Source organism: Skermanella rosea (assembly GCF_016806835.2).
In the GTDB taxonomy this organism is placed as follows: Bacteria; Pseudomonadota; Alphaproteobacteria; order Azospirillales; family Azospirillaceae; genus Skermanella; species Skermanella rosea.
Genome location: NZ_CP086111.1, coordinates 4,582,479 through 4,606,316, shown reverse-complemented (window position 1 = coordinate 4,606,316; position 23,838 = coordinate 4,582,479). Strand labels below are relative to the sequence as shown.

General features: G+C 68.0%; 22 protein-coding genes and 3 pseudogenes. 10 read left to right on the top strand and 15 right to left on the bottom strand.

What is annotated here, in order from left to right:
* Positions 1–2: 2 nt before the first annotated feature.
* Positions 3–1,622, bottom strand: a complete 1,620-nt coding sequence (locus JL101_RS21555) for a vanadium-dependent haloperoxidase (protein ID WP_203096409.1) — start codon at positions 1,620–1,622, stop codon at positions 3–5.
* A 282-nt stretch (positions 1,623–1,904) separates the two neighbouring features.
* Here JL101_RS21555 and JL101_RS21550 point away from each other — a divergent pair, with 282 nt between their 5' ends.
* The 5 genes from JL101_RS21550 (at position 1,905) to JL101_RS21530 (ending at position 8,102) form a co-directional block, all read left to right on the top strand.
* On the top strand, positions 1,905–2,414 hold the full coding sequence (locus JL101_RS21550; RefSeq protein ID WP_203096410.1) for a tripartite tricarboxylate transporter TctB family protein: 510 nt from the start codon (positions 1,905–1,907) through the stop codon (positions 2,412–2,414).
* A gap of 10 nt (positions 2,415–2,424) precedes the next feature.
* Positions 2,425–3,930, top strand: a complete 1,506-nt coding sequence (locus JL101_RS21545; RefSeq protein ID WP_203096411.1) for a tripartite tricarboxylate transporter permease — start codon at positions 2,425–2,427, stop codon at positions 3,928–3,930.
* A gap of 97 nt (positions 3,931–4,027) precedes the next feature.
* On the top strand, positions 4,028–5,698 hold the full coding sequence (locus JL101_RS21540; RefSeq protein ID WP_203096412.1) for an alpha-amylase family protein: 1,671 nt from the start codon (positions 4,028–4,030) through the stop codon (positions 5,696–5,698).
* A 360-nt stretch (positions 5,699–6,058) separates the two neighbouring features.
* Entirely contained in the window at positions 6,059–6,592 is a 534-nt protein-coding gene (locus JL101_RS21535; protein WP_203096413.1) for a molybdopterin-dependent oxidoreductase, read from the top strand.
* 82 nt (positions 6,593–6,674) lie between these two features.
* Positions 6,675–8,102 carry a sensor histidine kinase gene (locus JL101_RS21530; protein WP_203096414.1) on the top strand — a complete coding sequence of 476 codons (1,428 nt, stop codon included), beginning with the start codon at positions 6,675–6,677 and terminating at the stop codon, positions 8,100–8,102.
* A 5-nt stretch (positions 8,103–8,107) separates the two neighbouring features.
* Here JL101_RS21530 and JL101_RS21525 read toward each other — a convergent pair whose 3' ends face one another.
* The gene (locus JL101_RS21525; protein ID WP_203096415.1) at positions 8,108–8,791 is read right to left on the bottom strand and encodes a class I SAM-dependent methyltransferase; all 684 of its coding nucleotides are present in this window, start codon (positions 8,789–8,791) and stop codon (positions 8,108–8,110) included.
* Positions 8,792–9,666: 875 nt separating this feature from the next.
* Entirely contained in the window at positions 9,667–9,924 is a 258-nt protein-coding gene (locus tag JL101_RS21520; protein WP_203096416.1) for a hypothetical protein, read from the bottom strand.
* 239 nt (positions 9,925–10,163) lie between these two features.
* Here JL101_RS21520 and JL101_RS21515 point away from each other — a divergent pair, with 239 nt between their 5' ends.
* Positions 10,164–10,685, top strand: a complete 522-nt coding sequence (locus tag JL101_RS21515) for a 2'-5' RNA ligase family protein (RefSeq protein WP_203096417.1) — start codon at positions 10,164–10,166, stop codon at positions 10,683–10,685.
* A 15-nt stretch (positions 10,686–10,700) separates the two neighbouring features.
* On the opposite strand, the gene JL101_RS21510 is transcribed toward JL101_RS21515, so the two are convergent.
* Both JL101_RS21510 and JL101_RS21505 read right to left on the bottom strand, forming a co-directional pair.
* Entirely contained in the window at positions 10,701–11,858 is a 1,158-nt protein-coding gene (locus JL101_RS21510) for an epoxide hydrolase family protein (protein WP_203096418.1), read from the bottom strand.
* A gap of 429 nt (positions 11,859–12,287) precedes the next feature.
* On the bottom strand, positions 12,288–12,509 hold the full coding sequence (locus JL101_RS21505; protein ID WP_203096633.1) for a hypothetical protein: 222 nt from the start codon (positions 12,507–12,509) through the stop codon (positions 12,288–12,290).
* Between JL101_RS21505 and JL101_RS36930 the strand changes: the two genes are divergently transcribed.
* The 3 genes and pseudogenes from JL101_RS36930 to JL101_RS21495 all read left to right on the top strand — a co-directional run bounded on the left by JL101_RS36930 (position 12,406) and on the right by JL101_RS21495 (position 13,413).
* Positions 12,406–12,711 carry a HAMP domain-containing protein gene (locus tag JL101_RS36930; RefSeq protein WP_407697441.1) on the top strand — a complete coding sequence of 102 codons (306 nt, stop codon included), beginning with the start codon at positions 12,406–12,408 and terminating at the stop codon, positions 12,709–12,711. The genes JL101_RS21505 and JL101_RS36930 overlap by 104 nt on opposite strands.
* Positions 12,597–13,095 (top strand): annotated as a pseudogene (locus JL101_RS36925) (methyl-accepting chemotaxis protein); the annotation flags it as partial. The gene JL101_RS36930 and the pseudogene JL101_RS36925, both read left to right, overlap by 115 nt.
* Complete coding sequence (locus JL101_RS21495; RefSeq protein ID WP_407697440.1) at positions 13,069–13,413, top strand: ATP-binding protein; 345 nt, start codon at positions 13,069–13,071, stop codon at positions 13,411–13,413. The pseudogene JL101_RS36925 and the gene JL101_RS21495, both read left to right, overlap by 27 nt.
* Here the strand turns inward: JL101_RS21495 and JL101_RS21490 are convergent.
* Entirely contained in the window at positions 13,374–14,228 is an 855-nt protein-coding gene (locus JL101_RS21490; protein WP_203096420.1) for a DUF2279 domain-containing protein, read from the bottom strand. The genes JL101_RS21495 and JL101_RS21490 overlap by 40 nt on opposite strands.
* A 235-nt stretch (positions 14,229–14,463) precedes the next feature.
* Between JL101_RS21490 and JL101_RS21485 the strand changes: the two genes are divergently transcribed.
* Entirely contained in the window at positions 14,464–15,180 is a 717-nt protein-coding gene (locus tag JL101_RS21485; protein ID WP_203096421.1) for a VIT1/CCC1 transporter family protein, read from the top strand.
* An 11-nt stretch (positions 15,181–15,191) separates the two neighbouring features.
* Here JL101_RS21485 and JL101_RS21480 read toward each other — a convergent pair.
* From JL101_RS21480 to JL101_RS21445, 9 genes and pseudogenes are all read right to left on the bottom strand, one after another.
* Positions 15,192–15,710: pseudogene (locus JL101_RS21480) on the bottom strand (EAL domain-containing protein); the annotation flags it as partial.
* Between the two features lie 64 nt (positions 15,711–15,774).
* Positions 15,775–15,936: pseudogene (locus JL101_RS36920) on the bottom strand (hypothetical protein); the annotation flags it as partial.
* A gap of 238 nt (positions 15,937–16,174) precedes the next feature.
* Positions 16,175–17,449, bottom strand: coding sequence for a TRAP transporter large permease (locus JL101_RS21475; RefSeq protein WP_203096422.1), 1,275 nt, complete (start codon positions 17,447–17,449; stop codon positions 16,175–16,177).
* Positions 17,450–17,475: 26 nt separating this feature from the next.
* Complete coding sequence (locus JL101_RS21470; protein WP_203096423.1) at positions 17,476–17,982, bottom strand: TRAP transporter small permease; 507 nt, start codon at positions 17,980–17,982, stop codon at positions 17,476–17,478.
* 36 nt (positions 17,983–18,018) lie between these two features.
* Positions 18,019–18,990: a TRAP transporter substrate-binding protein gene (locus JL101_RS21465; protein WP_203096424.1), complete on the bottom strand. Its 972-nt coding sequence runs from the start codon at positions 18,988–18,990 to the stop codon at positions 18,019–18,021.
* A gap of 36 nt (positions 18,991–19,026) precedes the next feature.
* On the bottom strand, positions 19,027–19,863 hold the full coding sequence (locus JL101_RS21460; protein ID WP_203096425.1) for a phosphogluconate dehydrogenase C-terminal domain-containing protein: 837 nt from the start codon (positions 19,861–19,863) through the stop codon (positions 19,027–19,029).
* Between the two features lie 37 nt (positions 19,864–19,900).
* Positions 19,901–21,298, bottom strand: a complete 1,398-nt coding sequence (locus JL101_RS21455) for a four-carbon acid sugar kinase family protein (protein WP_228435050.1) — start codon at positions 21,296–21,298, stop codon at positions 19,901–19,903.
* 384 nt (positions 21,299–21,682) lie between these two features.
* Positions 21,683–22,900 (bottom strand): ribulose-bisphosphate carboxylase large subunit family protein, encoded by a 1,218-nt coding sequence (locus JL101_RS21450; RefSeq protein ID WP_228435048.1) that lies wholly within the window; start codon positions 22,898–22,900, stop codon positions 21,683–21,685.
* Between the two features lie 84 nt (positions 22,901–22,984).
* Positions 22,985–23,818, bottom strand: a complete 834-nt coding sequence (locus JL101_RS21445) for a flagellin (protein ID WP_203096427.1) — start codon at positions 23,816–23,818, stop codon at positions 22,985–22,987.
* Positions 23,819–23,838 lie beyond the last annotated feature (20 nt).

Genomic DNA, 23,838 nt, shown 5'->3' with positions numbered 1-23,838 from the left:
CGTCAGTCGCCCGCGACCAGGGACTTCTTCAATTCCGCGATGGTCGCCGTGGCGCCGCCCGGCCCCGGGATCATCGTCGCGGCCTGCCGGGCGATCTCCTGTCCGAGCCGGACGCCCTCGATCGCGTCGATCCGCCAGTGGACGCCCAGATAGACCCGGCTGACGGCGTTCTCATGGATCGCCTGCGCCAGCGTCATCTTCCGCATGTGCCTCGGCCGGACCGAACCGTCCGGGTCCCCGTTGACGCCGTTGAACTCGTCCGACGTGAAGGCGAAGGCGAGGGTGTCCGGATCGGTCCCGCCGCCGCAGTCCATGCGGGCCTTGAGGAAGTGGTAGACCGTCATGAAGCAGGCGGCGCCGAACGTCGCGTGTCCGGAAGGATAGGCCGGGAAGTTCGGCGTGCGGTGGAATTTGCCCGGATCGTTGGTCTGGGGAGCGCCCAGGGGACGCCACGTCGGGTCGCCGTCGAAATGCATCTCCGGCGTCATCGCCGCGGGATCGGCCGCCCGGGTGTGGTAGCGGGTCGAGATGCCGACGGGCTCGACCGCCAGCCATGCCTTGATGGCGTCAGCCGTGTCCGGAACCGGCATGGCGAGGCTGCCGCCGGCGAAGGTGGCCGGGGACGAGTTGCCGTATTTGCCGTATCCCCGTGCGGCTTCGCGCACCCCGATGACGGGGCGGCACAGGTTGATCTCGTATTTCAGTTTCCAGGCGGCGATGCCGGCGTCCGCCATGGTCATGTTGACCAGCGCGAACAGCCTGGCGTTCTCGGTCGGGGAAAGGCCGGCCTGCTTCGAGATGGTCCGGACGCACTGGTTGTATAGCCGGGGCGGCGTCCCGAGATGGCGGACGCCGTCGTACCCCCAGAAAATCCCGACGATGGTTTCCTCGGCGGTCCGGGTCAGGCCGGGCGTGCCCGGGGCGCCGCCCTTGGTCCGGGTCTCCTCGACCTCCCGGTGCCAGTCCGCGTGCTTCAGCACGTCGGACAGTTCCGTCAGGCCGAACGGCCCGATACCGGGGACGGGCCCGCCGCCGATGAACGGCCTGACCTCGCCCCATGCCGGGGTCAGGAAACCCTGGTCGGGAGCGTAAGGGTCGGGCTGGTGGGCACCGGGAGTTCCCGCGACCATGTAGTCGCCAGCCTTCTCCGAGCCGTCGTTCCTACGGTCCTCCAGGTGGAGCTTGCCCACCGCCGCGCCGAAGATGGCGCCCCTGTCGGACTGGGCCGGGTCGATGTCCGCGATCAGCGCCGTCCATTCCTGGCACTTGCTCCGGATGAAGGCGGCCTGCCTGGGATAGAGCGCGGTGAGCGTCATGGCCGCGGCCTCGCCCACGGCGGCATAGCCGCCGTCGGTATCCACCTCCGACAGGGGCAGGACGGGATCGACGTGATAGCGGGTGCCCTGGTCGCGGTAGGCGATCCAGGCGTCGTGCATCGCGAGATGGACGATCGCCAGCGCGCGGGACGTTCTCGTGGGCCCGCCTTGCTCGGGAACCGATACCTGCTGATCCATGTAGGCCTTGGATCCATGGCCTTTCGACGGCGCTTCCTCGAAGCTGAAATCACGCCGATGTACCTCAAGAGAGACATCGTTCCAGAACAGAATCGGATCTGCGATCATCGGTTTCTCCTGACCCTAGTTGGAAAGCGAGATTAAGTCTGCGCCGTGCTGAAGTTACTTTGAGCCGGGTGAAAAATATCTCTCTCCGTGGTCTATAATTCATTATAGAACTCCAGAACGATTACATATGTTACTTGGATGGGCATCTTCACGAGGATGCACCTGCCATCCCGTTCGGGCCTGACGGCCGCGGCATGGTGACCGCAGCCCCGATCGGCGGTAAGCTGGCCGGACGATGCACGCAAAGCCGGACCACAACGGCGGAAGACCTGGGGGGAAGACATGACGACGGGACGCGGCCTGCGCCTGGGCGAGGCGGTACTGGGCGGGGCGGTGGTGGCGCTCGGCCTGTTCATCGGGATCGAGACCTGGATGCTCGGCGGTGCCGGCGGCAACGCGCCGGTCGGCCCCCGGCTGTTCCCCTTCCTGATCGCGGTGGGGCTGCTGGCCATCGGCGCCACCCTGCTGCGCGAGGCCTTGGCCGGCCGCATCGCCCACGAGCGCGGGATCGAGCTGGACTGGCGCGCCGTGGCGCTGGTCTCGGCCGGCCTGATCGTCGAGATGCTGCTGATCGAATATGCGGGCTGGATCGTCGCCGCGACGCTGCTGTTCGTCCTGGTGGCCCGGGCCTTCCTCAGCCGCCGGATCCTCGTGGACGCGGGGCTCGGCCTGGGGCTGGCGGTCCTGGCCTTCGTCGTCTTCAACTACGGCCTCGACCTCGGCCTGCCCGGCGGCATCCCCGGCGAGATGGTCGAGGACTTCCTTGCCCCGGCCGAGCCGGCGGCGGAATAGGCGGACACCGATGGAAACCCTCGCGGCCCTCGGCCACGGCTTCGCCGTGGCGCTGACACCCTACAATCTGCTCTGGTCGGTCCTGGGCGTGACGGTCGGCACGGCGATCGGCGTGCTGCCCGGCATCGGTCCGGCGCTGACCGTGGCCCTGCTGCTGCCGATCACCTACAACCTGGAACCGACATCCGCCTTCATCATGTTCGCCGGTATCTATTACGGCGCCATGTATGGCGGCTCGACCACCGCGATCCTGCTGAACACCCCGGGCGAGTCCGGCAGCATCGTGACCGCGATCGACGGACACGAGATGGCGCGCCAGGGGCGCGGCGCCACGGCACTCGCCACCGCGGCGATCGGCTCGTTCGTCGCCGGGACCATCGCCACGATCGCGCTGACCTTCGTGGCGCCGCTGATGGTGCAGATGGCGTTGCTGTTCGGGCCGGCGGAGTATTTCGCGCTGATGGTGCTGGCGCTGGTCACAGTCACCGCCGTGCTGGGCGACAGCCTGCCGCGCGGCCTCGCCAGCCTGTTCTTCGGCCTGTCCCTCGGGCTGGTCGGCATCGACCTCCAGACCGGCCAGGCGCGCTTCACCCTGGGCATTCCCGAGCTGCTCGACGGGATCGACACCGTCGTGGTCGCGGTCGGGCTGTTCGCGGTCGGGGAAACGCTCTACGTCGCGTCCCGCTACCGCTTCGAGACGGAGGAGATCTACGCCCTCAAGGGCTCGAAGTGGTTGAGCCGCGAGGACGTGAAGCGGTCGTGGAAGCCGTGGCTTCGCGGCACTTTCCTGGGGTTCCCGATCGGCGCGCTGCCGGCCGGCGGCAGCGAGATCCCGACCTTCCTGTCGTACCTTGTGGAAAAGCGCCTGTCCAAGCACCCGGAGGAGTTCGGCAAGGGCGCCATCGAGGCGGTCGCCGGCCCGGAGGCCGCCAACAACGCCTCGGCGGCCGGGACGCTCGCCCCGCTGCTGGCGCTGGGCCTGCCGACCTCGGCCACCGCCGCCATCATGCTGGCCGCCTTCCAGCAGTACGGGCTCCAGCCGGGGCCGCTGCTGTTCGACACCAATCCCGAGCTGGTCTGGGGCATGATCGCCAGCCTCTATATCGGCAACGTGCTGCTGCTGATGCTGAACCTGCCCATGGTCGGGATCTGGGTCAAGCTGCTGACCATCCCGCGCCCGTGGCTCTACGGCGGCATCCTGGTGTTCGCCACCCTGGGCGCCTACACGCTCAACAACAACGTGGTCGACCTCGTCATCCTGTGGGTGATCGGGCTGATCGGCTTCGGCATGCGCGTGCTCGACGTGCCGGTGGCGCCCTGCGTCGTGGGCCTGATCCTGGGGCCGCTGGTCGAGCAGCAGTTCCGCCGGGCGCTGGCGATCAGCCAGGGCGACGTGTCGGTGTTCTTCACCCAGCCGATCTCGCTGGGGCTCCTGGTGACGGCGCTGCTGCTCGTCCTGGTGCCGTTCCTGCTGCGCCGGCGTCGGAGGAGGGCCGGGGAGGCGGGCCGGGCCTGACCTGACCCCGCGCGGGCGGCTGGAACCTATCGGCGCCGCCGGCCTTTCCATGGGGACGTCCGCGCCCTGGGCGTCCACCAAGGATAAGAGGACCATCATGGCGATCACCCGGACCAGCGACACCTGGTGGAAGAACTCCGTCTTCTACTGCCTCGACGTGGAAACCTTCCAGGACAGCGACGGCGACGGGATCGGAGACTTCGCCGGGCTGATCCAGCGGATCGATTACTTGGCCGGGATCGGGGTCACGTGCCTGTGGCTGATGCCGTTCTACCCGACGCCCAACAGCGACGACGGTTACGACATCACCGATTATTACGGCGTCGATCCTCGCCTGGGCTCGCTCGGCGACTTCGTCGAGTTCATCCGGACCGCGCGAGACCGCGGCATCCGGGTCATCGCGGACCTGGTGGTCAACCACACCTCGAAGGAGCATCCCTGGTTCCAGTCGGCCCGGTCCGACCCCAAGTCGCCCTACCGGGACTGGTATGTCTGGAGCGACAAGATTCCCGCCGGCGACCAGGGCGGCCTGGTCTTCCCCGACAAGGAGGACAGCAACTGGGAGTGGGACGAGCAGGCCGGCCAGTATTTCCTGCACCGCTTCTACAAGCACCAGCCCGACCTCAACATCGCCAACCCGGCCGTGCGCGACGAGATCCGCAAGATCATCGGCTTCTGGCTCCAACTCGGCCTCGCCGGCTTCCGGGTCGACGCGGTGCCGTTCCTGCTGGAGACGATCGGCATCAAGGGGCAGATGGACATAGCGCCCCACGACTGGCTGCGCGAACTGCGCGCCTTCCTGGGCCGGCGCCGGGGCGACGCGATCCTGATGGGAGAGGTCAACCTGGAGCCGGAAGACGTCCGCCGTTTCTTCGGCGACGACGGCGACGAACTCCACATGTGCATCAACTTCAACCTCAACCAGACATTCGCGATGGCGCTGGCGCGGGGCGACGCCAGCGGATTGATCCACGGGCTCAAGGCCCTGCCGTCGCTGCCGGCGGATGCCCAGTGGGGCAACTTCATCCGGAACCATGACGAATGGTCGCTCGACAAGCTGACCGAGGCGGAGCGGCAGGAGGTCTTCCGGGCGTTCGGCCCCAAGCCGGAGATGCAGCTGTTCGGGCGGGGCCTGCGACGCCGGCTGCCGACCATGCTGGACGGCGACCAGGCCCGGATCCACATGGCCTACAGCCTGATGTTCGCGCTCCCGGGCGCCCCGGTCCTGTTCTACGGCGAGGAGATCGGCATGTCCGAGAACCTCGACATCCCGGGCCGGCTGAGCGTGCGGTCGCCCATGCAGTGGTCGGACGAGATCAACGGCGGCTTCTCGACCGCGAAGCCCGGAGACCTCCGCCGCCCGGTCGTCTCGGGCAAGCGCTGGGGGCCGGCCGGCGTGAACGTCGCGGCCCAGCGGCGCGACGACGCCTCCCTGCTGAACTGGATGGAGCGCCTGATCCGCCGCCGCAACGAGACGCCCGAGATCGCCTACGGCACCTGGAGCGTCGTCCCGGTGACCGATCCCGCGGTCTTCGCCTTGCGCTACGATTGGGAAGGCCGGACCGTCCTGACCATCCACAACCTGGGAGGCAAGGAATGCGGCGCCAGCTTCAAGGTGGAGAATGCGTTGGGATGGGACAGCCTGGTCGATCTGTTCGGCCATGGCGACTTCACCCTGGGAAAGGACGGCGAGGTCAGTATAGACCTCGGCCGCTACGGCTGCCGCTGGTTCCGGGTCCGCCGAAAGGGCGAGACGATTCTGCTCTAGGGGGCCGGCCGAGGCATCCGGTTCCCTGCGTCGGGCCCGAAGCGAAGGAGAAGCCCCTGTCCGGGCGAAGCCGACTCTTCGGCCGTCCGTCATATGAACTTGGAAACAGAAGGTGCCGATGCCCTATCACAAAGGTCCGCGGGGGATATCTGAAACCATGCCGCGGGGATTTTTCATCGGATCTTAAGTAATGAATGACCAAATTTGATAACAGATGCACCGCTACCGGTGCATATAGTATTTCAACTCGTCCCCCCGGACATGGGCAGTCTCGCCGTGGCGCAGCATTTCGCTTTATCATCATCATTGCCGAATCCCCGTGTCCTCAAGCTCGTGCTTGCCGGGATGTTCGCCTGCCTCGTGGCCGTCGGCCTTGCGGCGGCTCCCCGGCAGGCGGCGGCGCAGGCCTCCTCGCCCGTCTACGAGCGGGTCACCGAGCCGACGCTGAAAGCGGGCATGGACTTCCCGGAGCCGAAGGGCCCGGTCATCCTGACGATCGGTGGCAAGATCGCCGCCGACGGCCCGATCCGCTTCGACCTGCCGACCCTGGAATCCCTGGGGCTGGTCCGCTTCACCACCCTGACGAGCTGGACCGTCGAACCCTCCGTGTTCGAAGGGGTCCTGCTCTCGGCCCTGCTCGAAGCGGTCGGCGCCGACCCGGCCGCCACCACGCTGAGACTGATCGCGCTCAACGAGTTCGAGAGCACGACCCCGGCCGCCGACGCCCGCACCTGGCCCGTCATGCTGGCCCTCAAGCGGGATGGCGAATACATGTCGCGGCGCGACCGCGGCCCGATCTGGGTGATCTATCCGCAACACGCCTTTCCGGAACTGGGCCAGCGCGATTACCTGTCGCGCTGGGTCTGGCAACTGAAATCGATCATGGTGGAATGACGGACCGCGTGAAACTGCGTCGCGGTCCCGTCCCCAAGCTACCGCGACCTCGTACCCGCTGATGGCTGCCAGGGAGCGTTTCATGGACCTGGGCAAGATCGTCTGGACGGTATCCTTCGTACTGTTGCTGTGCAGTTCGCCGATGCTCGTCTTCGATCTGATCGCCATCCAGCGGTCGGTGGAGATCGCCAGCGGCGCCGACATCTGGTACGACGGGCAGCTTGCCGGCGATCTTCTGCGCCTCCAGGTCGCCATCCGCGGGCTGCATCCCGACGTGACGCCGGAATCGGCCGACCCCGCGCAGGTCGACGAGATCAATCTCCGGCTGGACAACGTCTTCAACCGGATCAACTCGCTGCCGGAGACCGGCAGCTCCGAATGGCACACCCGGGGCATCAGGTCCGAGGAAGGCGTCGCCGACGTCCGCCGCGCCGTCGACCTGATCGACCGGGTACTGCCGCTGCTGGCGTCGGACCCGGCCGCGTTCCGCCGGGTCGCCGACGAAGGGGTCCAGCAGGCCATCATCGTCCACCGGCGGATGTCGCTCGCCGTGGTCGAACGGCAGAACGCGCTGATCGGGCGGATGCAGTCCCAGGTGAGCGCCTTCCAGGTCAAGCTGCTGGGCTACGGCGTGGGTTTCGTCCTCCTGCTGCTGGCCCTCGGATGGCTGATGCGCCGCCACATGCGTTCGGAGACGACGCTGCGCGCCACCAACCGCCAGCTCCTGGACCTGACCGGCAACCTGGTGGCCGCGCGCGACGCCGCCGTGCGCTCCAGCGAGGCCAAGTCCAACTTCCTGGCCAATGTCAGCCACGAGCTGCGCACGCCGCTGAACGCGATCCTGGGGTTCTCCGAAGCCCTCATGACCGGCATCTTCGGCCGGCTGGGCGAGCGTCAGGCCGAGTATATCGGCGACATCCACCATGCCGGCCAGAGGCTGCTGTCGCTGATCAACGACATCCTGGACCTCGCCAAGCTGGAGGCCGGCAAGCTGGAGCTTCGGGAGGAGGCCGTCGACCTGGTCGCCGTCGCCGCGGAAGCGATCCGCGACCTGCGGGAAGCCGCCCGCGCCGCGGGCGTCAGGGTGGAACTGGAGCCGGCCTTGGGCCATATCGGCGTTTTCGGCGACCGCCTGAGGCTGCGGCAGGTGCTGGACAACCTGCTGTCCAACGCCATCAAGTTCACGCCCGCCGACGGGCTGATCGGAGTCTCGCTGGAGCGGCCCGCCGACGGCCGCACGGTCATCGTCGTGACGGATACCGGCATCGGGATCCCGCCCGACGACCTCGCGCGCGTCTTCCAGCCGTTCGAGCAGTCCGACAGCCGGCATGCCCGCCAGGCCCAGGGCACCGGGCTGGGCCTTCCGCTGGTGCGCCAACTCGTGGAGCGCCACGGCGGCACGGTCCGGATGTCGAGCGAGCCCGGCAGCGGCACCGAGGTGCTGGTCGAGCTGCCGCCCGAGCGGGCGCTCCTCGGCGCGGCCGTCCCGGTATCCCGGTCGCTTCCCTGAGCGGTTCAGCCGGGCAGCGACGGCTCATGGACCTCCGCCGCGAGCAGCGCCTGGACCACCGGTGAGTCCGCCGTCCGGAATGCGACGTGCAACTCGGCCGACAGCGACACCAGTTCCAGTCCCACGACCGCCAGGCAGTGTTCCAGGCTGACCGTGCTGTGCAGGCGGACATGTCCGTTGCGGGGGCGTGCGTACCACCAGCCGAGTCCCATCCGGTGGATGTCGTCCGGCTGCACAAGGGTGCTCAGCAGCAGGGCTCCCCGCGGGGCGACCAGGCGGGCCAGTTCGGCGAACAGCGATTGCTGGTCCGGGACGTGCTCGACCACCTCGAAGCAGGTCACCAGGTCGAAGCGCCGCCCCGGGGCCGGCTTGCCGTCGCCGTAGAAGGGGTCGCAGGAGACCGCATGACGGAAGCCGCGCTCGGCGAGCAGGCGCACCATGAGGCCGTTGCCGCCGCCCCAGTCCAGGATATCGACCGTTTCCTTCATGGGACCGACCATCCGGTCGATCAGTGCCGCGTTGCGCGCGGGACGGTCGTACGTGAAGGGGGGATCGGCGAGCACATAATCGTCATTGTAGATGTGCCGTTGAAAGTCAGCCGAAGTCCAATGGTCGAGGCAGGTAGTCCAAATGTGGTCGCAGGCCAGGCAGGCCGAGTATCGGATCATCTTGCCTGTGTCGGGGAACATCCGACGCCCTTCGAAAGCATCGTTGCAACTTTCCCCGAGATCGATTTGACCAATCGGATATCCGGAGTTCCGGCAGCAGGGACAAAGAGGCGAGAGCAAGAAGACACCTTGGGGAGCAGAAATACTATCTTCGGCGGGACGTCGATGCCGTTATACTGTATACCCCTATATGTTTAAAAGTTTCATACGCATGCAAAATGAGCGGCGTGCGGGGGAGGGGGCAGCGGAGCGGCAAGCCTCTGGGGGCGTTCTGCACGGTTCATGCTGCGTAGTCGAAGTGATCCGGCAAGAATTCTGCCTGTTGCCCGACAGTGTATCAGGCACGCAGAAGAACCCCATCCGCCATGAGCGGACTTGATCCGCGGCTGTCCGACACGGTTGTTGCCGATTCAATCAGAGAGCGTTTTTCTGGTGGAGCGTTCCTTTGTTCATCGTCATGACCGGGCTTGACCCGGTCATCGCTTGCAGACTCCATCAGCGCCGCCGTGCAGGGGGATACCCGGATCAAGTCCACGGCTGTCCGGCACGGTACTTGCCTATCAACCATTGAGAACACTTCTAGCGACTGTTTTCTCCTTCGGTTCATCATCCGCGGGCTTGACCCGCGGATCTCAAGGCACGGAGGCTTCGATGCTTCCCGCGAAAGATGGCCGGATCAAGTCCGGCCATGACGAAAAAGGAGTGTTTCTGCCCGCTATCAACCCTTCCGCAGAATGAGCAATCATCGTGCCGGACAGCTGCGGGTCAAGCCCGGCCATGACGACAGAAGGGTGAACGCTCTGCCGGAAAAGCGTCCTTTGTCCGGGGAAAGTTCGTTCTGCCGACCGGCGCCTGCCGTTTCCTGGCCTTCGGCAGGAAACGGCCCATATCGCCTGTCAGGCGGACAGCCGGACCAGGACGGGTTCCTCAGCGGCCGGCTCGAAGGCCTGCCCGGCGGAGGCCAGCGCCGCGAGCTTCGCCTGGTACGCGGCCCACAGCGGGCGGATGGCGTCCAGGCACTCGCTCACATGGGTCGAGTTGGTCTGCCGCAGGATCTGGTCGCGGGCAGCCGCATACTCGGCGTGGAGCTTATCGACCGGCGAGGCGGCGGGGTAGGGAGTGGCTGAGGATGATTGTGAGGCTGGGGAGGGCATGGCTTTCGGGCTCTTTGTCTTGCGATAGCTTCAATTTATAAGGAATGGATTGACGAGCAGTTAATGACTTCAAGTTTTCGAAAGAATCGCACCGACATGCCAGAGCATAACCGGGTCATATCCCAACAAATTGATATATACTGTTATCTTGCCGAAGGAATAGGCATTGCCCGCCATGGTATTGCCTTGGGCGAATTCATGGGACGAGTCACCGCGGCCGTTTCGCCGGGGAGGATGCCATGACGGCGCCGGGCGGACCGGCGCCCCTGATCCTGACGCTCGGGATGGACGGCGACTCCTTCGCCCGGCTGGACGCCTTGCGACGGGCGCATTTCCCGCCGGAGAGGAACTTCCTGCCGGCGCATCTCACCCTGTTCCACCACCTTCCCGGCGACGACCCGGCCGGCATCGCCGCCGGACTCCGGGAGGCGCTGGCCGGCCGCTCCCGGCCGCTCCTCCGGGCGACGGGGCTGCGCTTCCTGGGGAAGGGCGTCGCCTATGGCTTCGACGCTCCCGCCCTGGCGGAGGTCCGGGCGGCGCTGGCGGCCCGCTGGGCAGCCCATCTGACCCCGCAGGACCGGCAGCCGTTCCGGCCCCACGTCACCGTCCAGAACAAGGCGGCCCCGGCCGAGGCGCGCGCCCTGCTGGAACGGCTCGCAGCCGGCTTCGAGCCGTTCGGGGTGGTCGGCGAAAGCCTGCTGCTGTGGCGCTATCTCGGCGGGCCGTGGCAGCCGCTGGGGGAGTTCCCCTTCGCAGAGTGACCGCCGCTTCCCCGGTCAGCCGCGCAGCGGCCGGAAGAAGGCGCGGATCTCGGCGGCCAGGGCGTCGGGCTGCTCCATCGCGGCGAAGTGGCCGCCGCGCTCCATCACGCTCCAGCGCCGGATATCGGTGAAGGTACGTTCCGCCATCGACCGCGGCGGGCGCAGGATCTCGGTCGGGAACTGGCAATAGCCGGTCGGGACGTCGACCGTGCCGCCTTCCGGGATCGGCCAGGGGCCGTGCAGGCGGGCGTAATAGGGCCAGAAGGAGGATCCGATCGCCCCGGTGAACCAGTACAGGCCGATATTGGCGAGCAGGCGGTCCCGGTCGATCACCGACAGCACGTCGCCCCCGCAGTCCGACCAGGCCCGGAACTTCTCGGCGATCCAGGCGGCCAGCCCGGCCGGGCTGTCGGTCAGCCCGAAGGCCAGGGTCTGCGGCCGGGTCCCCTGGATCCACTGGTAGCCCGTCTCCTCCTTCAGGAAGACCTTCAGCTCCTCCAGGTAGCGCCGCTCCTCCGGGGTGGGGGACCCGACCATCGCCGGGTCGCGCCGCAGCGGCATCAGGTTCAGGTGGATGCCCGCCACATGGTCCCGGTGGGCATGGCCGATCCGGGACGATATGAAGGATCCCCAGTCGCCGCCCTGGGCGCCGTACCGGTCGTATCCCAGCACCCCGGTCATCAGCGCGGCGAAGCAGTCGGCGATCTCCTCGGCGCCGAAACGCTTCTGCCCGGGCGCGAACGACAGCCCGAAGCCGGGCAGGGACGGCGCCACCACGGTGAAGGCGTCGGCCGGATCGCCGCCGAAGGCCGCGGGGTCGGTCAGGCGCGGGATCAGGTCGAGGAACTCGAACACCGATCCGGGCCAGCCGTGCGACAGCAGCAGCGGCATCGCGTCGGCGGATTTTCCCGGGACGTGGAGGAAATGCAGGTCGATCCCGTGGAGCGGCACCCTGTACTGGGGAAACCCGTTGAGCAGCGCCTCCTGCGCCCGCCAGTCGAATCGGTCCCGCCAATAGGCCGTGAAGCTCCGCATCCAGTCCACGTCGGTGCCGAAGGCCCAGGGTTCGCCGGGCGCCTGGTCGGGAAAGCGGGTCCGGCCGAGCCGCTCGCGCAGGTCCTCGATCGCATCGTCGGGCACATGGAGCCGGTATGGTTCCGGTGTCGCCGGCATGGCTTTCCTCCCTTCGTCCTTTTCATATTCCTTGCCGGATCTTAACCCCGAGGCGTTGCGCGAGGGAACCGCGCACCCGCGCTCCCCGTCGAGCATGCCCGGATCATGCCGGGCCGCCGACCGGTGTCCGGTGGTGAATGCACATTTCAAGAAATTGACAGAAAAGAGTCGCTTCGGCTCCGCTTCGGGGCATGGCTGCATTTGGTCCAGAACGGAATCCGCCATGCTCACCATCTTCCGCCGAAGCCTCCGATCACGACTATGTCTACAGCCGGCTGACCGCCACGACCGGGGAAGTGTTCTCCGAGCATGGCGACGTCAAGGCGGCGACCGCCGACCTGATCGTGGAGCGGGCCCCGTGGTCTACGGCGCCGGCGGCAAGAGCAAGCCCGTCGGCACCCTTGAACTGGCGGTGAGCCTGAAGGGAGTCTACGCCAAGATCGAGGAGACGACCCGGCGCATCGTCCTGGTCGGCGCGATCGCGCTGGTCTGCCTGCTGCTGGCCCTGACCCTGATCCTGCGCCGGATCACCCGCCCGATCGAGATCATGACCGCCCTGGCCGGCGGCGACGTCCACGCGCCGATCCCCGCGACCCACCGGCGCGACGAGATCGGGCGGATGGCTTCCGCCGTCGTCACCTTCCGCGACAACGCGATCTGTCCCTGCTGGAGACCACCTCGTCCGCCATGGCCTCCTCGGCGACGGTGGTCCACGGGACCGCCGACAGCAACAGCCACATGTCGGGAGCCGCGTCGGTCGCGGCCGACCGGGTCAGCGCCAACGTCCAGACCGTCGCCGCGGCGGTGGAACAGCTCGCCGCCTCGATCCGGGAGATCGCCGCCCGCTCGCTGAACTCGCACACCGTCTCGATGGAAGCCTCGCGGCGCGCCCAGGAGGCGGTGGAGAAGGTCAGGAACCTGGTGGGCGCCGCCGGCAGGATCGGCGACGTGGTCAGCCTGATCAACTCCATCGCGGCCCAGACCAACCTTCTGGCGCTGAACGCCACGATCGAGGCGGCGGCGCGCCGGAGAGGCCGGCAAGGGCTTCGTCGTGGTCGCCAACGAAGTCAAGCAACTCGCGGCCCAGACCGCCCGCGCCACCGTCGACATGACCCAGCATATCGGGGCGATCCAGGCCTCGACCGACGGCACCGCCGCCGACATCACGGAGGTCGCCAACATCGTCGACAACGTCTCCCGCATCAGCTCGGTGATCGCCGCGGCGGTCGAGGAACAGAACGCCGCCACGTCGGAGATCAGCCGGGCCGTCACCAGCGCCGCCCAGGGCACCCAGGAACTGGAGGTCATCGACGACGGGCGCGGCATCCCGGCCGCCGACCTGCCGCGGATCTTCGACCCCTTCTTCACCACCCGGCTGGGCTTCGGCGGCAGCGGCCTCGGCCTGCACATCACCTATGCCCTGGTCACCCGCGTGCTGGGCGGCCGGATCGCCGTGGACAGCGAGCCCGGCCGGGGCACCCGCTTCACCCTGGTCCTCGACCGGACCGCCCCGCTTCAGGGCGGACCGGAAACCCGGACGGTCGCGGGAACATAGGTGTAGGGCACCTGGAGATAGTTGAAGACCGGGACGTCCAGGTGGGGCTCCAGCAGCTTCGACAGGTTCAGGCCGATGCCGACATAGGCGAACTGCTTGCGCAGGTCGATGTCGGGCCGGTCGCTGTAGTCGTCGTAGTTCCGGGCCCGGAACCCGACATGCAGTTCCAGGTATTTAAGGTACTCGTTCTCGATGAAGTCGAACCCGTCGGCCTTGATCGCCATCACGTAGCCCAGGCGGTCGTAGTCCGTGGTCACGTCGAATTGGTAGTCGCCGTCCAGGAACGGGTTGTACTCCACCCGCAGGTCGATCTTCCGCGACAGTTCCGGATAGGACCAGAGCAGATAGCCCGCGGCCGCCCCCAGCGTGTTGAACACCATGTCCTGGTAGGAGAACCCGTAGCGGTCGCTGAAGGCGTCCCCCACCTCGATCAGGGTGCTCACCCCCAGGCCGGACAGGGTGCCCCACCGGATCGCCTCGTCTTTTTCGAAGTCCCAGCGCTCGTACTGGCCGGCGAACAGGTGGGTGAACAGATAGGTCGTGTAGAGATGGCCCAGCTTGTCGGCCCCGCCCTCGTCGGTTTCCCGGCCGAACCAGCCCTCGTCCTGGAACCGCGGGCCGCCGGTGCCGTAGTCCCAGTTGGCGAAGCCCCACCCGAGGACCGCGGCGCCGATGCCCAGGTTGAGGGCCAGCGCCTTGTCCTCCTTCTGCCATCCGGCGAACAGGCCCGCGCCGTCGCCCGTCTGCGCAGATCCCCCGCTGCTCGCCAAGCTCAGCAGCCCGGCGCACAGGACCGGGCACAAGTAACGTTTCATCCGCATCTTCCGGTCTGGAAGGCAGTATTCTTGCTTTGAAGCCCAAATAAATCAGACAATCCACCTGCCGGTAAAGAGATTCCGTTCCGCGCCTTACGGATTATTCCTTGTGGGTATGAATCGCTGATTCGCCGTGATCTTCATCAAGGCGCATGCTGCCCGATTCGATGCATGACTTCCGGTAACCGGAGCCGGGAAAACCCGGGGCCACCGAAAATGCGAGGAACAGGATCCGATGGAGCACGACCACGACCCCGAGGCGATCCGGCGGCGCCTGTCCGTCCGCCCCGAGCAGAATTATCTGCGCGACTGGGTCTATGGCGGCATCGACGGAGCCGTGACGACCTTCGCCGTGGTGGCGGGCGTGGTCGGCGCCGGCCTGTCGGCCCGGACCGTCCTGATCCTTGGTGCCGCGAACCTGCTGGCGGACGGCTTCTCCATGGCCGCCAGCAACTACAGCGGCACCAAGACGGAGCGGGACGACAAGGACCGGCTCCGCGCGGTGGAGGAGCGGCACATCGACCTGGCCCCGGAAGGCGAGCTGGAAGAGATCAGGGAGATTTTCCGGGCCAAGGGCTTCCAGGGCCGCGGCCTGGAGACCGCGGTCCAGGTCATCACCTCCGACCGCGGCCGCTGGGTCGATACCATGCTGGCGGAGGAATACGGGTTGCCCGCGACCCTGCGCTCGCCGGTCAAGGCGGCGGCCAGCACCTTCCTGGCCTTCCTGATCTGCGGGTTGATCCCGCTGCTGCCTTTCGTCTTCGGCCTGCCGGTGCCGGTCGCGCTGGCCACCGGCTCGACCGCCGCCGTCTTTTTCGCCATCGGGTCGGTCAAGAGCCTGTGGTCGCTGACGGCGTGGTGGCGGTCCGGGCTGGAGACCCTGGCGATCGGCATGGCCGCGGCGGCCCTGGCCTTCGCCGCCGGCGCCGCGGTGGAGACCTTCACCGCCTGATCGCCGCCCCGTCACGGCCCCGGCCGGTTCTCCAGCCAGGATTCCAGCTCCGCGGCGGGCAGGGACTTGGCGTAGAGGAAACCCTGCACCTCGTCGCAGCCCAGCTCGCGCAGCGCCGCTTCCTCCGACCGGTCCGCGACCCCCTCGGCCAGCACGTCCAGCCCCAACTCGTGGCCCATCTTGACGATCATGGACGCGATCGACCGGCTGTCCGGCCTGCGGTCCATGCCGCGCAGGGCCTCGGCGGTGTGGAGCACCCGGGCGTCCTCCATCGCGTGGCTCTCGGTGATCTCCAGCTCGATGTCGGGCGCGGCGGCGCCGCTCTCGCGCAGCACCCGCTCGGCGACCGCGGTGAAGTCGCCGTCGCGGCTCTGGCGCACCGACACGTTCACCGCCATGCGCAGCCGGGCCCGCCCCTCGGCGCGCCACGCCACCTGCCGCAGGCAGGCCTGGCGCAGCACCCATTCGCCCAGCGGCACGATCTGGCCGGCATCCTCCGCCGCGGAAATGAGGGCGTCGGGTCGGATCCAGGACCCGCCCGGCCTTCTTGGCGCGCTTCAGCGCCATGCCGGCGTGGCGCATCAGCCGGGGAACGTCGGCGTCCTCCCGTCCGGCGACCGTGTAGCCTCCCGAGACCTTCGCCATCAGGAGGGAGCCGCCCAGTTCCAGGGCGACCTCGAAGCCGTCGTTGATCGCGGCCAGGGCCGCCGCCGCCTCGTCGGCGTCGCCCCGGACCGGGACCAGCAGGCCGAACATGTCGCCCGACAGCCGGCCGACCGTCCCTTCCGCGGTATGTTCCATGATGTTTTCCTGACGCGTCGCCGTCACGCGTTGGTGCCGCCGTCCACCGCGGGTAGCTCGCCGCCTGGGACGCGCCGGCCGGCGGAGCGGGGAGGCAGGGCCACAGATGACGGCGATGGCCACAGATGGGTCCGGATAATCAACCCATCCGAGCCCATCTGCGTCCATCTGTGGCAGAACCCGAAAAACCCCCTCAGCCCTTCGCGCTGTAGGGCAGCCAGGTCGCGATCCCCGGCACGAAGATGATCAGCACCACCACCGCGATCAGCGCCAGGATGAAGGGTGCGGCCGCCCGGCTGCCCTCGATCAGGTTGGCCTTCGCGATGCCACAGGTGACGAACAGGCTCGCGCCCACCGGCGGGGTCACCAGCCCGATCGCCAGGCCGATCACCGTCACGATGCCGAACTGGACCGGGTCGATCCCCAGCTTCTGGGTCACCGGCCACAGCACCGGCACCAGGATGATGATGTTGGCGCCCAGGTCCAGCAGCATGCCGGCCAGCAGATAGACCGCCAGGAACAGGATCAGCACCAAGTAGGGATCGGTCGTCAGCCCCAGGATCAGCTGGGCCGCCGCCTGCGGCAATTGCTCCCGCGTCACGATCAGGCCGTAGAGCGAGGCGGTGGCGATCATCAGCATCACCATGCCGGTCGTCACCATCGACTCCAGCACGATCTTCGGCAGGTCCCTGACCCCGATCGTGCGGTACACCAGCATGCCCACGACGAGGCCGTAGATCACCGCCACCACCGAGGCCTCGGTCGGCGTCGCGATGCCGTAGCGGATGCTGCCGATGATCACCAGCGGCATCAGCAACCCCCACACGCTCGCCCGCGTCGCCTTCGCGATGCTGCCCAGCGACGGCACCGGCCCCTTCTGGTAGCCGCGCCGGACCGCCAGCACCCACGACGTCACCATCAGGGCCAGCGCCATCAGGATTCCCGGCACGATCCCGCCGATGAACAGGTCCGACACCGACACGCCGGTCACCACGCCGAAGATGATCATGGGGATCGACGGCGGGATCACCACCGACAGGGTGGAGGCGCTGGCCGTCACCGCCGCGGTGAAGGGCCGGTCGTAGCCCCGGTCCAGCATCGGCGGGATCAGCGCGCCGCCGGTCGAGGCGGCTTCCGCCACCGCCGACCCTGTCATGCCGCCCATCAGCGTTCCGGCGGCGATGTTGGCCTGGGCCAGCCCGCCGCGCAGCCATCCCACGACGGAGTCCGCGAACTCGACGATGTCGCGGGCGATGCCGCTGCGCGCCATCAGGTGGCCCGACAGCAGGAAGAACGGCACCGCCAGCAGCACGAAGCTGTCTATCGCCGCCGTCATCTTCTGAACGATCACGCCCGGCGGCATCCCGCCGAACAGGATCGCCGCGGTGGACGCGATGGCGAGGCTGAACGAGACCGGCACATTGGCCAGCAGCAGCACGAAGAAGCTGACCAGCAGGATGGTCGCCATGGATGCAATACCTCCTCAGGGCCTCCTCAGGCCGGCCGGCTCAGGGCCTGGACGCGGCCGGACCGGACGGCCAGGGCGCCCATCAGCCAGTTCACCAGGATGTCGCCGCAGATCATGAAGGTCATGACGTTGTAGGCGGAGTAGACCCACACCATCGGGATCTCCAGCACGGCCGACGGCTGGTCCACCGTCAGCCCCAGCAGCCGGAAATTGGCGTAGAAGGTATAGGCGCAGAAGCCCAGCACCAGCACCTCCACCAGCCGGGCCGACCACCGCTCCAGCACCGGCGAGCGCAGGTAGGTGACGGCGTCCAGCGCGATGTGGGCGCGGTGCCGCCAGGTCAGCCAGGCCGACAGGTACGCGATCCAGACGAACAGGTAGCGGGCCAGCTCCTCCGACCAGGTCAGCGGGTCGTTGAAGACATAGCGCCAGAACACCTGGGCCAGGCTGGTCGCGACCATCACGGTGACCAGCCCGATCAGCAGGGCCTTCACCGCCTGCTCGATCCCGTACCACAGCTTCATGACGAGCATCCGCGCCCCCCTTCCTTCACGGCACCGGAAAGCCGGTCACTCCCCGGCCGAGCGGATCGCCGCCAGCATCGCGGGATCGATGTTCTTCGAGCTCTCGGCGATCCCGGCCGTGGCGGTGCGGAACGGCGCCGTGTCCACCGTCTCGATCACCATGCCCTTCTCCCGCAGCTTGACCAGCTGCTCGGCCTCCAGCCGGTGGGACTGCTCGCGCTGGTACGCGGTCGCCTCGGTCACCGCCTCGCGCAGCATGGCCTGGACGTCGTCGGGCAGGGTGCTCCACTTGGCCTCGCTGACCATGACGGCGTGCGGCCCGTACACGTGGCCGGTCAGGGTCACGTATTTCTGAACCTCCCACAGCGAGTTGGAATAGATGATCGTGATCGGGTTCTCCTGGGCGTCGATCACGCCCTGGCCCAGGCTGGTGAAGACCTCTCCCCAGGCCATCGGGATGGGCGACGCGCCGATCTCCTTGAAGGCCGCGATATGCACCGGGTTCTGCATGGTGCGCAGCTTCATGCCCTTCATGTCGGCGGGCTGGGCGACCGGCTTCTTGGTGGTCAGGTGGCGCCAGCCGTTCTCCCACCAGGCGAGCCCGACGATGCCCTTGGCCTCCATCTTCTTCAGCAGGGACTGGCCGACCTCGCCGTCCAGCACCTTGTAGGCGTGCGCCGAATCCTTGAAGACGAAGGGCAGGTCGATCACGCCGATCTGCGGCACGAAGGCCAGCAGCGGCCCGGTGGAGACCACCGCCATGTCGACCGAGCCGAGCTGAAGCCCCTCGACCATCTCCCGCTCCTCGCCGAGCTGGCGGTCCGGGTAGATCTCCACCTTGACCGCCCCGCCGGTCTTCCGGTCCGCCAGCTCGGCGAACTTGACCAGCGCCAGGTGCGTCGGATGGGTGGTCTGCGTGCCGTGCCCCGCCTTGATGACGTAGTCGGCCGCCAGGGCCTGGCCGCCCAGCGCCGCCAGCAGCGCCAGGCCGGAGAGCATCGATATCGCGCCTTTCATGATCCCGTTCCTCCCTTTATCGCGTTCTTGTTGGTTTTACTTGCAGATGTCCCGGACCGACCGCAGCACCGCGTCCCGGTCGAACACCCGGTCCAGCCAGCCCTCCTTGAAGATCACCGGCTTGGCCTGCTCGATCGCGTGCAGCGCCCCGTCGGAGAAACGCCCCTGCGGGAACACGCCGAAGGCGATCGCCAGCTCGATGTTCAGGTGGCCCAGCATGAAGTCCACCGCGGCCTCGCGCGGGACGCCCCGGCGCTCCGCCTCGTCTACCGCGTCGCGCATGGCGAGCGACAGGGTGGCGCCGACCGTCTCGGACAGGGCGGGCTCCAAGATCGCCAGCTGTTCCACCGTGACCCGGTGCGACCGCATCACCGGCTTGTAGATCACCCGGGCGATCCGCTCGCACAGGGCGTAATGCTCCTCCGGCCCCTGCATCAGGGCGCAGACGATGTGCTGCTTGGCCGCGATGCCGCCGAAGAAGTCGTTCTTCGCCGCCGGCTCGACCTCGTCGTTGAAGATCGGCGGGTGGCACGGATGCGTCACGAAATAGGTCACGTCCTCCCGCACCGGCAGCTCGCCGGCATGGGGAGCCGCCGCGTCCAGCATGATGATCGCGGTCCCCGGCTTCACCTTCGAGATGAAGCCGTGGGCGATCTTGCCGATCAGCCGGTCGGGCACCGCCATCAGCACCACGTCGGCTTCCGCCAGCGCCCGGTCCTGGTCCACGCAGGCGGCGCCAATCGCGTCCTTCAGCCGCTGCCGCCCCTCGTCGGAAATCTCCACATGGTCCACCTGGAACTCCGAACCGTGCAGGTTCGTGGCCAGCCGGACCCCCATCTTGCCCCCGGCCCCCAGCAGCGCGATCTTCGTCATGCCTTCACTCCCTCCCATCGCCTTTGTCCCATCGTCCTTATCCCTGGGCCGAACCGCGCTTCGCGGCCCGGAAATAGTCCGGCTTGCCCATCTGCCCGCCCTTCAGGGCGATCTCCAGCCCGGCATGGGCCGGGTCGTCGGAATGGGCGCGGCACAGCGGAGCCCCCGGCGCCACCGGGGCCAGCGCCGTCAGCGCATAGACCCCCAGCGTCATGGCCGCATGGCCGGAGGTATCGCCCCCGGCGATCACCCCGCGCTTCAGCCCGGCCGTCCGGACCACCCGGTCCAGCAGCCGCCCCAGCCCCGCGCCGATCCTGTCGTTCACGGCTTCCATGGGAACACCGCTGGCCTCCACCGCCATCCGCATCGAAGCGACGGCCGGGTCGTCCGGCCCCAGCGCCGAGAACACCAGCGGATCCCGCCCGGCGCCCAGCGCCGCCAGCGCCGCCTCCGCCGCCCGGCCCAGTTCGCGCTCCCACGCGGCGCCGTCCACCGCCAGCGCCGCATCGACCCGTATGCCCTCGAACCCGGCCTCCAGCGCCGCCGCGATCTGCCCCGCCGTCACCGCCGAGCAGGAACCGGAGACGCAGGCGATCCGCTCCGCCGCCCCGGCCCGCGCCAACGAAACCTCGCCCGCTTCCGGGATCAGCCCGGCCTTCCGCCACCACGCCACCAGCGCGTATTCCAGCCCCTGGGAGCCGATCGCGAAAACCCGTTCCCCGCCGTGCTCCCAGACCAGCCGCCCGGCCTCCGCCAGGGTCTCGGCGTCGATCACGTCCAGCGCCACGATCGCGGCTCCCCGCGCGATCTCCCTCTCCAGGGCGGCGTCGGCCTCGCCCCGCTTCATGGAAACGCAGTCCACCAGCCCGACCGGCAGGCTCGTCTGCCGGCCCAGATGGACCCGCACGTCCGCCTCGTCCATCGGCGTCACCGGGTGCCGCGCCATGCCGGGATGCCGGTCGAGCCGGTAGCGCCCGCCGTCCGCCCCCGCCGCGAACAGGTTGCCGAACGCCTGGTACCGCGCGATCTCCGGCGCTCCGACCACCAGCGGGTGCCACTTGCCTCCCAGCAGCGGCACCGCCAGCTCCGCCGCGCGCCCGATCGAGCCGACATGCGGCGCGGAATCGAAGGTCGAGCACACCTTGTAATGCGCCACCGGCGCCCCGAGCCCGGCCAGCGTCCGGAACACCGCCGGCAGGTGCCGGTCCATCCAGTCCAAGCCCTGCGACCGCGCCACCCCGGCGAAGCCGATCCCCCGGTACCCCTCGAACCGCGCCAGCCGCTCCGGCGTCGGCACGCCCAGGAACAGCACCGTCGGCAGCCCGGCGAAGCTCATCACCTCCATCACCGCCGACGACCCGGTATAGTCGTCGCCGTAGAAACTCAGCAGCAGCCCCTCGGGCAGGCCCCGGGCGGAACGCCGGCGATCCGGCAAGGTTGTTGCCCCGTCAACCGGCAGAGGCTTTCCCGGCAGAACTCGCCCATTTTCACCGTCATGACCGGACTTGATCCGGTCATCTCCTGCGGGCGTCATCGACGTCGCCGTGCCGGGAGATATCCGGATCACGTCCACGGCTGACCGGCACAATGATTTCTGATCAACCAAAAGGGGCTCTCCGAGCGACTTCATCTTCATTTTTCGTCATGCCCGGACTTGATCCGGGCATCTCCGGCCACGGAGCCCCGGTGAGACCTGGGAGAAGATGGCCGGATCAACTCCGGCCATGACGAAAAGGGAGTGTATCTATCCGTAACCATTACATTCTCGCCACGAGCGACCATCGTGCCGCCATGCCATGCAGCCTCCGGTCGGAACCGCTCATGACGCCGGGGCCGCCAGCGCCGCTTCCCAGGCGTCGCGCAGGGCGCCGACGCCGGCCGCCGGCCCGTTCGGATGCCCCATGATGCCGCCGCCCGCCGCGAAGATCAGGTCGGCCGACCCCAGCGCCGCATAGGTCCCCGCCGCCTGTCTGGCCGACTGCCCGGACGAGAACACCGGCATCACCGTGCAGGGCTTGCCCTCGAACATCGGCGTCAGGCACGCCCGGGCCGAGGCGATCACGCTCTCGTCGGGTTCGCAGAACTTGTTCTGGAGCCCGTTCACATGCATGTGGTCGGCGCCGGCCAGCCGCCAGATCTTCTGCCAGGCGACATAGGACCAGCCCAGCTCCGGCGCCCGCGACAGGTAGCCCCAGCCGTTGCGGTGGGCGTGGATCGGAAGCTGGCTGAACCGTCCCAGCTCCACCATGCCGACCACCCCGACCGAATTGAGGCTCGCCATCACGCAGGTGCCGCCGAGATTCATCACCAGGTCGTGCCGCCGCCGCATCTCGTCCAGGTCGCCGGTGATGTTGAAGGCGAACATCACCTTCCGGCCGGTCCGCTCCGCGCAGGCGTCGATCACCCGCATCACCGCGCGCGCCCGCGCCTCGAACGGGCAGTGCGGCCCGTCGGCCTGGAGCTCGTCGTCCTTGATGAAGTCGATCCCGGCGTCGCACAGCACGCGGACCAGGTCGGCCGTCGCCTCCGGCCCCATGCCGACGCTCGGCTTGACGATCGTCCCGATCAGCGGGCGCCGCTCCACCCCGGCCAGCCGCCGGGTCCCCGCCACCCCGAACCTCGGCCCCGGATACTTCTCCGCGAACGCCTCCGGCAGCCCGATGTCGAGCAGCCGCAGCCCGCTGAAGGGCCGCAGCTCGAACAGGTTGCCCGCCACCGTCGCGACCAGGTTGGGCAGCGAGACGCCGAAATTGTCCGGCGACCAGGACAGCACCACCTCCGCCCGCCGCCAGACCGGCTTGCCCTCAAGCCCCTTGGGAACGCCCGCCCCCGGAAGCGACGGCGCCGCGACCGTCTCCAGTTCGGTCAGCCGCTCCACATGGGCGCCGTACAGCTCCCGCATTTCGTCGGTCTCGCCCGGAAGCCGAACGAAGGTGCCGGTGGACTGCTCCCCCGCCATGGTCTCGACCGCCTCTTCGAGCGGGTAGGCCGTCTCTATCCGATATGTCGCGGTGATGCGTTGCGCTGGCATTGCCATGAGGCGTCCGACCTCCCCAGGTCCGTGTTCGTGCTTTCTTATATACTCATCATACCAGTATGCAGGAACACCGCAAGGCCCTTGTCACTGGAACAGGCGGAGCAGGATCTGGGGAGCCTGATTCGCGATCGACAGCGCCTGGTTGGACAGCTGGATCTTCAGGTCGGTGGCCTGCTGCCGCGCGCTCTCCTTCGCCAGGTCGGCATCCACCATCGCCCCCAGGCCGGCGGCATGGGCGTTGGACTGGTTCATCAGGGAGGCCTGCCGGTTCTCCAGCGATTTCTGGGTGGCCCCCAGCTTGTTCGCGGCCGATGCGAACACCGTCCACTGCTCCTCCCAGACGCCCAGGGCCTGTTGCGCCGCTTCCGGCGACCCGATGCCCTCCTGGTTCAGCCTGCTCCAGTTCATGTCCAGCCGGAACGCCTGTATCCGGGTGGTGTCGCCGTCGGTCGAGACGATCACGTCCTGCGAATTGACGACCCCCGGCGTCGTGTTGAACGGGATCGACGTCCCGTTGTCGAGCGTCAGGTCGATCAGGATGTTCACGTCCCTGTAGGACGCATCGGCCAGGATCGCCTTCGCGTCGCCCAGGATCTGCCGGTATTCCTGGTCATAGCTCGCCCGCTCGGTCTCGCTGGTCGCCGTGTCGGCCGCCTTGAGAATCACCTCCTTCAGGTGCCCCATCTGGTCCAGCAGCCGTTCGCTCGCCACGCGGGCGACGGTGACGAGGCCCTGCGCCATGGAAAGCCGCTCCGACACGGCGGCGGTGGCGCCGATCTGGGATTGGATGCGCATCGCGACCGCCTTGGTCGCCCCGTCGTCATAGACGTCGGTAACGCCCAGGCCGGTCGCGATCGCCTTCTGGCTGGCCTTGGAATCCGCGTCGAGCCGGCTGCGGTTGTTCAGAAGAAGAGTCACCGTGGCGTTTGTATTCAGAG